Origin of the sequence: Leucothrix pacifica (assembly GCF_003172875.1) — a bacterium.
Classification (GTDB): domain Bacteria; phylum Pseudomonadota; class Gammaproteobacteria; order Thiotrichales; family Thiotrichaceae; genus Leucothrix; species Leucothrix pacifica.
In genome coordinates, this window is the sequence record NZ_QGKM01000008.1 from 96,044 (window position 1) to 108,305 (window position 12,262).

The following is a 12,262-nucleotide window of genomic DNA, read 5'->3' on the forward strand; positions in this document are numbered from 1 at the left end:
TTGTCTGATCAGGCTCCCGGGCATAAAAAAGCCCCGGAGACAGAGTCATCCGGGGCTTCATTACATGCAGCAACCTTGTGCGCATTAACTGCCGGATGACATAAATTGTCTCCCGGCAATTAAGCGGAGAGACATTAGGTGTTGTTCAAAGCGAGTGCGTGCATGTATTTGTCTCCTAAATTAGGTGTGAATTATTGTATCGGGCCATTGTTGGCCGAGGCCTATTCTAAATTAAACAGCCACCAAATCAAGGTGGTTTGTCAGAAATTGCTTAACTTGCAGCTAGTAACCATTCTGAAGTTGTTCAATTGCATCCGTATAGGCACGTGATAACTCAGTTAGTTCACTGCTGCCATAATTGAGCGGACCAACGGATGGACTGATAATAATCGGCTTTGCACCTAGTGCTTCTATCTTGCTGATTAATTCTCGAATATTTTGTTTGTACTGAGCTGTTGAAATATAGTTCCAGTAGTCATTTGTACCCGTCATGACCCACACAAAATCTGGGTTGTGCTGAGGAACATCGCGATCAAAACGTGACAATAAATCAAAACTTGTATTGCCGCCGATGCCTAGATTAATCATAGTGGTGTTGCTTAGTTTTTCCTGAAGCCTGTCACGAACTGTACCCGTTGAGAACCAACTGTCACCGAGTAATGCATGCGTGCCATAGTTCAGAAGGCCCCGGCCGAGGCTGCGAACTGCATAATCCGCAATGCTTTGGTAACCGCGATAGTTGGGGTGAGAAGGGTTCTCGTAGAAATTCCAGACGCTCTCGCCATACCAGACATTTTTCTCTAACGGTGTCGATAGATTCACGGTGTTACCGCTAATGCTTTGGATAGTGACAGTATAATAGTCATTATCACTGCCGCGATACGTCAGTAACTGTTTAGCCAATAATCCCGACGTCGAATCCAGTCGCATTGAATACGCACCCTCGTAGGCATTCTCCGCTAAGCGCAGAGACAAATAGCCTCCACTTTCTCCCCACTCATGAGGTTGACCCTTGAGTAAGCCGTAGTGCATATAGACTCTGTGCCAACTTGCTTCTGTTACCGGGTCCGGGGGTTCAACCGGTGAGCTTGGGGTTGATGGTGTCGATGGCGTTGGTGTTGTTTCTGTAGGAGTCGTCTCTGAGGGTTGAGTATCAACAGGTGTGCTAGCAGAAGGTGATGATGCCGGTGTCTCTGCTGCGCTTCCTCCAGTGACCGTAGTTGGGGCCGCGCTACTACCATCGGCATTACTGTACTGGTTGTTATTAGCATCATTTTTAGATTCTGATACACAACCAGAAAGGGAGAGAAGTGTGAACAGGCAAAAGCCTGTTAGTGTGATGTTTTTCATATGAGGGGGTATGATTTTATTTTATGGTTTCACCAGTAATGTAGCAGTCGGCTTGATTGTGGTTGAATGTTTTCTGGATTAAAGGGCCGAAGGGGGCGTTTTATCGACTAAAGGTGAGCGGGTGTAGAATAAACATATAAAAATAATTGTTGCACCGCAACATAGTGGTTGCTATATTACGTCTATCTGCTGCACTGCAGCATAATAAATTTCCTCCTCCTTGAAATTTTTATAGAGATTAAAGCCATGACACCAACATTTGATTTTGAAAAAGCATTAGCACCTTCTAAAGCTTTCGCTGCACTTTCAATCGCTAAGACTGAAAGCCTGATCGCTCTAAACACTGAGTTATTAACTAAGTACAGTGGTCTTGCACTGACTAACGTTAAGTCAGCGATGGAAGTTAAAGATCTTGAAGCTGCTCAAGCTTACTTTGCAAAGCAAGGCGAGACAGCGAAAGAAGTACTTGAGACAATGCTGGAAGACGGTAAAGCCGTTGCTAAGATCGGTGAAGAGTACACAGCCGAAGTACAGAAGCTAGTTGTTGAGACAAGTAAAGAAGCGGTTGAAGCGACTAAAGAAGTTGCTGCAAAAGCTGCGCCTGCTAAGAAGGCTCCAGCTAAGAAAGCTGCATAATTAAAGATTCCTCAATTAATTGAGAATCTCAGAGGGCTGCACTTACGGGTGTGGCCCTTTTCGTTTTGGGTGATGTATCAATTGAATCCTTATAGCTATCATTTGGTCGGTTAGGTGAATTTAACAATAAAGTGAAATCACTAGCTGATAAGGGCTTTGAAAATAAATACCCCTGACCAAAATCACAGCCGGCATTTTTCAGTAGTTGAGACTGATCTTTCTCTTCAACGCCTTCAGCGACGACATCGCAACCCAGTTTATGCGCCATCACGATAATGGCTTCACACAGAGCAATATCCTCAGAGTCTGCTGAGAGGTTAGAGACAAATGATTGATCTATTTTCAGGTAATCAATATCAAATTTCCTGAGGTATGACAGGGAAGAATAACCCGTCCCAAAATCATCAATGGCAACTTCGATACCAGCATCTCGCAAGTGCCAGAGTTTTTCTTTAACCGCCGAGCTGCTTTCCATCAATAAGCCTTCAGTAATTTCAACGATGATCGCTTGTCCGGTTAGGCCCAGTTGTTCCAGATAATGGCACCAGCTGTTTATATCGATACCATTGTCGCGGTATTGCAGGGGAGAGGTATTAATACTGATCTGAAATGTTGGTGAATAGCTTTGTTGCCAGATTGCCGCTTGCTTGGCAGCCTCTCTGAACACCCATTCGCCGATTTCTATAATCTGACCACTCTCCTCAGCAAGCTGAATGAAAATTTCTGGTGAGATGAGACCTCGGGTAGGGTGTCTCCAGCGAATCAATGCTTCAGCTTTGGTAATCTTTCCGCTATCTAAATCAAGAATGGGTTGGTAATGGAGTTCAAACTGGTTACCCGGAACAGCAAGTTTGAGATCGCGTAAGGTCTGATTACGTTCAATCATCGCTTGTCGCATTGAATCATCAAAGAAAGAATAGCCATCTCCACCATTATGCTTACCGGCATACATCGCCTGATCCGCATTAATTAGTAAATCATCTGCTGTAGCAGCATCTTTCGGGAACTGTGTGATACCAATACTAGTGGATACAGTGATTTGATGATCCTGAATCATGAATTCTTTGTTTAGCGTATCGCATACACTCTGTGCGATTCTTTCTATATCGGCCTTCTTGTGGACTTCTTTTAGGATGATGATGAACTCATCACCTCCCAGACGACTGACGGTATCATTGATTCGCACACAGCGACGGAGACGCTCAGAGACACTTTTCAGTAGCTCATCACCGATACTATGGCCCAGCGTATCATTGATTTCTTTAAACTCATCAAGGTCTAAAAACAGCAATGCAAATTCCGAGCCTGACCCTTTCGGTTTATTGATTTCATAATTGAGTACTTCCAACATATGACGACGATTGATCAGGCCAGTCAATGAATCGACATTAGCTTGTTGACGAATCTTACGCTCGCTTAGTCTCAGTGCTTTTTTCGTTCTGTACAGCGTGTTAATCCAAAATGCAGACAAAGCCAGCGCCAGAAGTGCCAGAGTCGCTAAACCAATGGCCGTACTACGCTGTATATGCGGACGAACCTGCATTCCGAACCACTTATTCGCGATTGAATCATGAGTTTCCTGATCTATCGAAGCCAGCGCCTTGTTCATTACAGAGGTGAGCATTGGGTTATTTTTTACGACGCCAATACTATGGTTACTGGAATAAGGTGTTGTACCTGCATAGAAGAGATTGTTTAGTCCCATTTGTTTGATAATAAAACTGGCTGTTGCAGCGTTGCCAATATAGGCATCAGCTTTATTTCTTGCCACCATACTCAGCGCAAGCTCGGTGTTCTTTACCTGAATCTGTGTAATAGACGGGTATTCTTTACTTAGCATGTCTGACACAAAAGAGCCTTTCTCTACCGCCACAATCTTGTTTTCTAAATTGCGAATATCACCCGGGTAGCCATTTTTCAAACCATCATTGATGATGATGGTGGGTGTTTTGATATAAGTAGGGGAGAAGTCCAGATAGTTTTGTCTTTCGACTGTGTTGACCAGCCCAGCAATCATATCGATGCCGCCAGACTTTGCGAGACTAATGGTTTCGTTCCACGGAGCATCTTTGAATACATCAAACTCGATACCTAAGCGCTCTGAAATCAGTTTCATATAATCAGCGGTAAAACCGACATATTCATTGTTTTCCGTGATTGATCCAAAAGGAGGGAAGGCGCGGTCAATCCCTAGCTTGATGACGGGGTTGTTAATCAGCCATTGTCGTTCAGAGGGTGAGAGTGTGTTGACCAATTGCTGGCTTTTAGCCATTGAAGGAGGGCTTAACAACAAGCACATTAAAGCCAGTGTCACCAAATGAGTGACTTTTTTCAACGAGCCTGGGAATAGTTTAAATCTAATCATAAATTGCGGGGGTAGCACTTTTTTTCGATAAGCTTACCTCGCTTAAACCTTTCTCAGGCTTAACTAAAAATTATCTTTGACGGACGAACCAATTTAGCCCCAGTGATAAATAAGCCCCAAATAATATCACTAGTGTTCCGACTAATATACTAGCAGTTATTGATTCGTTCAGAAATAGGGCACCCCAAATGATGCCGAAAACCGGAATGATCAGTGTTACGCTAACGGTTTTTGTTGGTCCTACTTCCTTGATCAACCAAAAGAAAATTAAATAGGCAAAGGCTGTCGATAATAAAGCAACGGCTATGACAGATGCCCATGCAGTTGTGCCGGGGAGTTGCGCAGGCCAGTACAAAATACCAAATGGAATAAGAATGACACCCGCGCAAAACATACTACTTGCAGCCAATAAACGAGGTTTAACATGATTTAGTTTGCGCTTTGTTACATTGGCGCTGACTGCATAACTCAAGCTAGAAAGAAAAGCGGCACATAGTGGGAGAATGGTATTGTTTCCTAACGCGAGTTTGTCACTCATTAGTATTGCCACACCAATGATGCCAATTAATAAACCAATAGATTGTTTTCGGCTTAGGTGATCTTTCAGGTAGTAATGTGCAATGACGCCAGAAAATATTGGCACGAAAGAGTTCAATACTGAGGTTATTCCGGCACTTAAATAGAGCGTGGTATAGGCCAACAACATAAATGGGATGGCAGAGTTTAACAAAGAAACCAGCGAGATCAGACCAATGTTTTCGCGCAACACCTGCCAGTGATTATGCATAAATAAGATGGGTAATAGGGCAATCGCTGCGAAACCAATACGCAAACTGGTAAAGGCAACAGGCCCGAACTCCGGGGCGCTGACGCGCGCAAATAAAAATGAAGCCCCCCAAATGCCGGCCAACAATAGTAAGAACAGAACGTGTTTTAGTTGGATCGGCTGAGGGGTGGTTGGCATAGAAAGCACTGCGACTCTGAGAAAAGAATCGCAGTGTAACGTATTTATAAAGTCCGTCTTAGCGCTTTTACAATACAGTTCCGAATGTGGCTAAAGGACTTGTCAGGTTTTAAAGGGTTCTTCTTAACTCTTTAGCGATGCGGTTTCTTAACTTATATGGAACTGATTGATTCATCATGAGTGCGAACGGTTTCCATTCACCATTATCCACGATAAACCCAGCCAATGTGCTGACCTTCTTCAACGTACCAGACTTGGCAAACACGCCTGTTTCTACTTCCGGAAGTAGGTGACGCCATTGCTTGAAGTTTTGCAGCAAGTGAACAAGCTGCTCTGGAGATATACGGTTGGTGCGTGACAGGCCTGCACCCTCATTGAAGCTGAAATTCTGCCATTGAAACGCTGCACGGAGATTGTCTTCCATGTAGTGTTGCACATCCGATGCATTCGCAGGGCGGTTGTAGTGTTCAGAAGACATCATGAGGACTAATTGGTTAGCGATGAAATTTGTTGAGTACTTCATCATTGGGCGAATCATATCGCCCAATGTGCGGCTGTTAAAGTGATGATAAAAGGGAGTCTGTTGTGGAGCTTGCCCTCTGACAATGTTATTCGCCACTGCAATGCCTTGTTGTTTCAGAAAGGCTGCCAGTAATTCACCAAAATAATATTCCGCTTTGCGTGGATCGCGGCCGGTATTGACTCGCAATTTGTTTTTCTTGAATCCTTTAGCCATGCTTTTAGCATAAGCAGTAAGAGGAGTTTGGCTTTCAGCGGAGCGTACGCGCCCATTAACTTTTTTAAGATTAACTGTATTGAAGTTTGCCGCCAATGCTGAAGGAACTGCATCATAAGGATTGTTGGTACGGCTGGTGCCCGGTAGTACCAAACCACTCTGGAAGCGACTACCATCGAGGACCAAAGTGTCTACTCTGCTTAAACCCAGCTGACGAAGCTGAATTGCGATTATGGCTAACTCCTCTGAGACCAGAAACGGGTCGCCACTGCCTTTGACTGACAGCGTGTAAGTCTGAGGATCATAATAAAAGTCTGTTGCAAAGCGGTGGTTCTCACCCCAGCGGTCCAGTGCCAGCCAGGCGGTGACTATCTTTGTGGTCGAGGCTGGAATAAATGAGCGATTGTTATGGTCAGCCAGCAAGGTATCGCCACGCGAATCAACCACCAATAAGCCGGCATTTTTTAGTTGTGAAAATTTAGAGAGTGCATTGGCATGAACAGACGTGTTGAGTGCTAGTACACAGCATAAGCTAATTAAAATTGAACGAATCATCGTAACCCCATTAAATGTATTTTTTATTTTAGTGTAGTGACTATTGGCCTTATGTCGGCTGAACTAGCGGTGAGTTGGGTTTCCCGTAGTTTCATGAGTGAATAGTCGTTAGCTCTCTTGATAACTAAAAAATCACATAGTTCAGTCGATAAAGCAAGTGGGCGAAACTTTACGATTATCTGCAGTGTGACGTGGAATTTTAGAGATCTTTTGTCGTATCTGAACCGCCCCTTTATGGATCGGCTTACCTTTTGTCAAATTGGTAGAAAATTTGTTGATCAATTAAGAAGTCGTTCAGTCGGAAAACGTAGAATAGTCGTCAGCTTCTAGGGGCTAACAACGACAAACGAAGTCAAATAATAAAGACAATAACAATAATAAAAAGTCGTTGTTTCTTGCTGTAAGATCTGGGAATCCAATGGGTTAGCGCTCATGGATTCCCAATTTTCATTTCGCACCATCCTCTCCTGTATTTCCTTGCTCTCTGCTTATTTTAACACTACTTTCCCTTGCGGCATTCCGTAGGCGTCACCTTGTAATAGTGCTTGAATTGTCTGGAGAACGCTGCAAGTGAATTAAATCCTGTCCTGACTGCCACTTCCTGCATGGTTAAACGCGTATCTAAGACTAAGCGCCGTGCCGTTTGTAATCGTAACCGTAGATAAAACTGGCCGGGTGAAAGTTGTAAATTTTGTTTAAAAAGATAAGTCAGCATACGCTCGGAGAGTGCAACACTTTCAGCGAGCATGTCGAGAGACAGAGTGTCTTCAATATGTTGTTCCATTAAGCGAATGGTTTGAGCGACACGGGGCTCATAGTGTTCTAGTTTGCCTAAAGACATCATCGGTTGTGCATCTTTTCCGGTATGAACTCCGTCATAAATAAATGCACTGGCTACCTCCAGGGACAAATGATAACCGTAACGAATACGAATCAGGTGCAACATAAAATCAAAACTGGGTGATGCGCCACCTGTAGTAAACACTTCGCCATCGATCACATAGCGGTCGGGGCGTACATTAACTTGTGGAAAACGGAGTGCAAAATCATCCAGATCCTCCCAGTGAGTCGTCGCGTTTTTGCCATTGAGTTTACCGGCACGAGCCAATAACCAGCTGCCTGCCTCGATCCCGCCTAGTGTTTTAAATTTTCTCATGGCTTGCCGCAATGTCTTTAAAGAATCCTGACTGACATGCTTATCCTGATTAAAGCCACCGATGATGATCAGCATGTCACCTTGGGTTGTCGTGGTGAGTACATCATCCGAGTGAATCGCCAGTCCACAACTTAAGCTTGCAGGTTTGCCATCCAGAGTGAGTAGCCGCCAGCGAAATAAATTACGCCGGGAAAAGCGATTCGCGGCGCGCATGACATCCAGTACTGACGCCAGCGACATCATGGATGATTCCGGGATAACGAGGAGTGTGACATCCAGTGTGTCATTGCTTGGTGAGAAAGTTGACATTGCGGGTTTCGCTAAATTTATTGCGCTTAATGTAAATCATAGCGTATTTCAGCATGCCATGATGATTTCATCTTAAATGATTGTGAGGAATCAACGGCATGGCGTTACAACCTAACCGAAATGTGTTCATAACTTGTGCAGTTACTGGCGCAGGCGCAACCACGGAGCGTTCCGACAAAGTGCCGGTTACTCCACGTGAAATAGCGGACAGCTGTATTGAAGCAGCACAGGCGGGAGCAGCGGTGGTTCACATTCATGTGCGTGATCCGGCATCGGGTGCGCCGGCGCGTGACCCAGCTTTGTATGCTGAGGTGGTGGATTATATATGTGAGTCCGGTGTTGATATGGTGATCAACTTAACTGCCGGTATGGGGGGCGATCTAACATTAGGAAGCGCTGAGAACCCGCTGCCGCCTGCGGAGGATGGCACGGATATGATTGGTGCTACGGAACGCCTTGCTCACGTAAAACAAATACTTCCTGAAATCTGTACACTGGATTGCGGCACCATGAACTTTAGTGAAGGCGATTACATCATGACCAATAGTCCGGCTATGCTTAAAGCGATGGCGGAACAAATTCAGGCGATGGGTGTACGACCAGAAATTGAGGCGTTTGATACGGGGCACGTGCTGCTCGCCAAGTGGCTTCAGGCGCAAGGTTTGATTGATAGCCCGACCATGATTCAACTATGCATGGGGATTCCCTGGGGAGCGCCTGATGATTTCAGTACCTTTATGGCGATGGTAAATGCGGTGCCAGATGACTGGACGTTCTCAGCGTTTTCTATTGGCCGAAATCAGCTACCTTATGTGGCGATGGCGATTAATGCAGGTGGCAATATTCGTGTCGGCCTGGAAGATAATATCTGGCTGGAAAAGGGTGTATTGGCAAGCAATGCGGACTTAGTGTCCCGCGCAGTAACAATTGCTGAGGCAATGGGGAGCAGAATGATGAGTGCTGCCGAGGTGCGTGAACAGATGCAATTAGTGAGGCGCTGGTAATGAGTATCATAAAACAAGCTGCTGTGGTTGGTGGTGGCGTGATTGGTGCTGGGTGGGTGGCACGATTAATTGAAAATGGTATCGATGTTGCTGTCTATGATCCGGCACCTGATGCCCAACAAAAAATTGAAGCAGTGCTACTCAATAGCCGACATGCTTACCGTAAATTAACGATGGCACCGCGCGCAAAAGAGGGCAGTCTGGCATATGCCGCTTCATTAGCTGATGCCGTCAGTCAGGCCAGTCTGATCATTGAGTCGGTGCCGGAGCGGTTAGATATCAAACAAAGCGTGTACGCGGACATTGAGAAATTCGCAGCAAACGACGCGATTATTGCCTCATCAACCTCCGGCATTATGCCAACTGATTTACAAGCTGACATGCAGCACCCGGAACGTCTTTTGGTAGCACACCCGTTTAATCCGGTGTACTTATTGCCATTAGTTGAGATAGTGGCAGGCGAAAAAACATCGGCGGATATAGTCACGCAAGCCAGTGCGATTTATCAGGCGATGGGCATGCATCCGCTGGTAGTCAAGAAAGAAATCGAAGCGTTCATTGCGGACCGTTTACTGGAAGCGGTGTGGCGTGAGTCCTTGTGGTTAGTCAAAGATGGTATTGCCACCACAAAAGATATCGATGACGCCATTCGCTATGGATTTGGTTTGCGTTGGGCACAAATGGGACTGTTTGAAACCTATCGGATTGCCGGTGGTGAGGCGGGCATGCGTCACTTTATGGAGCAGTTCGGTCCCTGTCTGAGTTGGCCATGGACAAAGCTAATGGATGTGCCTGAGTTTAATGATGAGCTGGTTGATCTAATTGCTGGCCAATCGGATGAGCAATCCGGGCACTGTAGCATTCGCGAGCTGGAAAGACATCGCGATGATAATTTAGTGGCTATTCTGCAAGCGCTGAAAGCTAAAGATTGGGGAGCGGGCAAAGTTCTCGGTGATTACGAAAAGCAGTGTTATGACAAGGCCGCTATGTCTGAGACGCAAGCTCTTGAACAAGACTATAGCCAGCCAATTCGCACATTTGAAATGGTGATTCCCACGGAGTGGACGGACTATAACAACCATATGAATGAGAGCCGCTATCTGGAGTGTTTTTCACAGGCCACGGACGCGTTTTTGAGAGTCATCGGTGTTGATGCCGATTATGTAGCCGCAGGAAACTCTTACTTTACGGTCGAAACACATATCCGCCATCTAGACGAAGTGACTGCGCTGGAAAGTGTTTATACCACGACGCAAGTGCTGGCTGCTGACGGTAAAAAACTCAAATTATTTAATTCGTTGTACCACTCCGACGGGCACTTGTTGGCGATCGGTGAGCATATGTTATTGCATGTCAGCCTGGAGACACGACGCTCTTCAAATCCCGAAACAGCGGTTGCTGAAAAACTTGCGGAGATAAGTGCACTGCAGTCCGCATTAGCAAGGCCAGAAGGTGCGGGTAATGCTATTCAATAAACGCCTCGCGTAAGTGAGCCAAGGGGAGCAGTCATGAATTTTGGACTTTCTGAAGAACAGGAAATGATCGTCGATACGGTGCGTAGTTTCGTCGAGAATGAGATATACCCTCATGAAGACGAGGTTGAGAGAACGGGTATCGTTCCTGAAGAGATAGGTATAGAGATCCGTGATAAATGCATCGACTCGGGTTTTTTCGCTGCCAACTTGCCGGAAGAGGTCGGTGGCGGTGGTCTCGGGCACCTTGATTTCACCTTGCTGGAGCGTGAGTTAGGGCGCGCCTCAATGGCATTAGGTGTTTATTTTGGTAGGCCATCAGGTATTTTGTTGGGCTGCAATGATGAGCAGCGGGAGCGTTATTTATTACCCGCGGTGAGGGGTGAAAAATTCGATGCATTGGCGATGACGGAACCTGATGCCGGGTCAGATGTGCGTGGTATGAAGTGTACAGCTAAGCGCAGTAATGGTGACTGGGTCGTTAATGGCAGTAAGCACTTCATCAGTCATGCCAATATTGCGGACTTTGTAATCGTGTTTATAGCCACTGGTGAGGAAGAAACACCCCGCGGCACAAAAAAACTCATCACGTGTTTTTTGGTTGACCGGGGGACACCTGGTTTTGAGATTGCACCGGGGTATGACTCCGTGAGTCACCGAGGTTATCAAAATTGCATTTTAAACTTTGATGACTGCCGCTTATCCGATGCACAGGTGCTGGGAGAGGTTCATAAAGGTTTCGATTTGGCGAATCAGTGGTTGTATGGGGCTCGTTTAACGGTTGCTGCCAGCTGTGTCGGGCGTGCTCGCCGGGTATTTGATTTGGCCATGCCTTATGCCGCTGAACGTAAGCAATTTGGCCAGCAAATCGGGCGTTTTCAGGGCGTGTCTTTTAAGCTTGCCGACATGATTACCGAGATTGACGCGGCTGATTGGCTGACCTTATCAAGCGCTTGGCGTCTGGATCAGGAATTGCCCGCTAACCGTGAAATCGCCAGTGCCAAGCTGTATGCCTCTGAAATGTTGGCGAAAGTGACGGATGAAGCGCTGCAAATCTTTGGTGGCATGGGGTTGATGAGTGATTTACCCATTGAGCGATTCTGGCGGGATGCCCGTGTCGAGCGTATTTGGGATGGCACTTCAGAGATTCAACGACACATTATCTCCCGTGATTTACTGCGGCCTTTGGGGTGCTAAATTACTGGGAATACGGCCGTTTAAAAGCCATAGCTAAATGATGTAGCCGTGATGCCATACCGATTGAAAGGCCTTCTCATGATGAAAATAATGGTGAAATCAGGGAGTGAATATGACTGATTTAACAAGGATGTTACGACCACGCTCCATTGCCGTCGTTGGTGGTGCTGAAGCGGCAATGGTGATTCGTCAGTGTCAGTTAATGGACTACGACGGAGAGATTTGGCCGGTTCATCCTAAGAAGTCTGAAGTCAAAGGTTTAAGGTCTTATCACAGCATAGAAGCTTTACCTGCAGTACCTGACGCCACCTTTATTGTAGTTAATCGCCACCTTACATTGGGCATTGTGGAGTCTCTTGCGAAGATCGGTGCAGGTGGTGCGGTCTGCTATGCCTCCGGTTTTCTTGAGGCGGATGAGGAAGGGGCGGATCTACAGGCTGAGTTACTAAAGCGAGCGGGAACCATGCCAGTGCTCATGCGGCGTCTCAGGCTTTCTTAAAACGTCTCGGCATTGGGCA

General features: G+C 46.1%; 10 protein-coding genes. 5 read left to right on the plus strand and 5 right to left on the minus strand.

Going from position 1 to position 12,262, the window contains the following annotated elements; all coding sequences use genetic code 11:
- Positions 1–282: 282 nt before the first annotated feature.
- Complete coding sequence (locus DKW60_RS04915; protein WP_109836551.1) at positions 283–1,350, minus strand: SGNH/GDSL hydrolase family protein; 1,068 nt, start codon at positions 1,348–1,350, stop codon at positions 283–285.
- A gap of 246 nt (positions 1,351–1,596) precedes the next feature.
- Here DKW60_RS04915 and DKW60_RS23600 point away from each other — a divergent pair, with 246 nt between their 5' ends.
- Complete coding sequence (locus tag DKW60_RS23600; RefSeq protein WP_181389586.1) at positions 1,597–1,986, plus strand: phasin family protein; 390 nt, start codon at positions 1,597–1,599, stop codon at positions 1,984–1,986.
- Between the two features lie 28 nt (positions 1,987–2,014).
- Here DKW60_RS23600 and DKW60_RS04925 read toward each other — a convergent pair whose 3' ends face one another.
- From DKW60_RS04925 to DKW60_RS04940, 4 genes are all read right to left on the minus strand, one after another.
- Entirely contained in the window at positions 2,015–4,351 is a 2,337-nt protein-coding gene (locus tag DKW60_RS04925; RefSeq protein ID WP_109836552.1) for an EAL domain-containing protein, read from the minus strand.
- Positions 4,352–4,421: 70 nt separating this feature from the next.
- Positions 4,422–5,315 carry a DMT family transporter gene (locus tag DKW60_RS04930; RefSeq protein WP_109836553.1) on the minus strand — a complete coding sequence of 298 codons (894 nt, stop codon included), beginning with the start codon at positions 5,313–5,315 and terminating at the stop codon, positions 4,422–4,424.
- Between the two features lie 109 nt (positions 5,316–5,424).
- Positions 5,425–6,606: a D-alanyl-D-alanine carboxypeptidase/D-alanyl-D-alanine-endopeptidase gene (locus DKW60_RS04935; protein ID WP_109836554.1), complete on the minus strand. Its 1,182-nt coding sequence runs from the start codon at positions 6,604–6,606 to the stop codon at positions 5,425–5,427.
- A gap of 499 nt (positions 6,607–7,105) precedes the next feature.
- Positions 7,106–8,071, minus strand: coding sequence for a GlxA family transcriptional regulator (locus DKW60_RS04940; protein WP_109836555.1), 966 nt, complete (start codon positions 8,069–8,071; stop codon positions 7,106–7,108).
- Between the two features lie 98 nt (positions 8,072–8,169).
- Between DKW60_RS04940 and DKW60_RS04945 the strand changes: the two genes are divergently transcribed.
- From DKW60_RS04945 to DKW60_RS23940, 4 genes are all read left to right on the plus strand, one after another.
- A complete protein-coding gene (locus tag DKW60_RS04945; RefSeq protein WP_109836556.1) occupies positions 8,170–9,075 on the plus strand; it encodes a beta-keto acid cleavage family enzyme in 906 nt (301 codons plus the stop codon).
- Positions 9,075–10,550 carry a carnitine 3-dehydrogenase gene (locus tag DKW60_RS04950; RefSeq protein ID WP_109836557.1) on the plus strand — a complete coding sequence of 492 codons (1,476 nt, stop codon included), beginning with the start codon at positions 9,075–9,077 and terminating at the stop codon, positions 10,548–10,550. Before DKW60_RS04945 ends, DKW60_RS04950 begins: the two co-directional genes overlap by 1 nt.
- 33 nt (positions 10,551–10,583) lie before the next feature.
- Positions 10,584–11,744: an acyl-CoA dehydrogenase family protein gene (locus DKW60_RS04955; protein ID WP_109836558.1), complete on the plus strand. Its 1,161-nt coding sequence runs from the start codon at positions 10,584–10,586 to the stop codon at positions 11,742–11,744.
- A gap of 112 nt (positions 11,745–11,856) precedes the next feature.
- Positions 11,857–12,243, plus strand: coding sequence for a CoA-binding protein (locus DKW60_RS23940; RefSeq protein ID WP_219988636.1), 387 nt, complete (start codon positions 11,857–11,859; stop codon positions 12,241–12,243).
- Positions 12,244–12,262: the final 19 nt, after the last annotated feature.

Bases quoted from the DNA above. Each gene is read 5' to 3' on its own strand.
- DKW60_RS04915 (WP_109836551.1), bottom strand. From the start codon at position 1,350: ATGAAAAACATCACACTAACAGGCTTTTGCCTGTTCACACTTCTCTCC.
- DKW60_RS23600 (WP_181389586.1), top strand. From the start codon at position 1,597: ATGACACCAACATTTGATTTTGAAAAAGCATTAGCACCTTCTAAAGCT.
- DKW60_RS04925 (WP_109836552.1), bottom strand. From the start codon at position 4,351: ATGATTAGATTTAAACTATTCCCAGGCTCGTTGAAAAAAGTCACTCAT.
- DKW60_RS04930 (WP_109836553.1), bottom strand. From the start codon at position 5,315: ATGCCAACCACCCCTCAGCCGATCCAACTAAAACACGTTCTGTTCTTA.
- DKW60_RS04935 (WP_109836554.1), bottom strand. From the start codon at position 6,606: ATGATTCGTTCAATTTTAATTAGCTTATGCTGTGTACTAGCACTCAAC.
- DKW60_RS04940 (WP_109836555.1), bottom strand. From the start codon at position 8,071: ATGTCAACTTTCTCACCAAGCAATGACACACTGGATGTCACACTCCTC.
- DKW60_RS04945 (WP_109836556.1), top strand. From the start codon at position 8,170: ATGGCGTTACAACCTAACCGAAATGTGTTCATAACTTGTGCAGTTACT.
- DKW60_RS04950 (WP_109836557.1), top strand. From the start codon at position 9,075: ATGAGTATCATAAAACAAGCTGCTGTGGTTGGTGGTGGCGTGATTGGT.
- DKW60_RS04955 (WP_109836558.1), top strand. From the start codon at position 10,584: ATGAATTTTGGACTTTCTGAAGAACAGGAAATGATCGTCGATACGGTG.
- DKW60_RS23940 (WP_219988636.1), top strand. From the start codon at position 11,857: ATGACTGATTTAACAAGGATGTTACGACCACGCTCCATTGCCGTCGTT.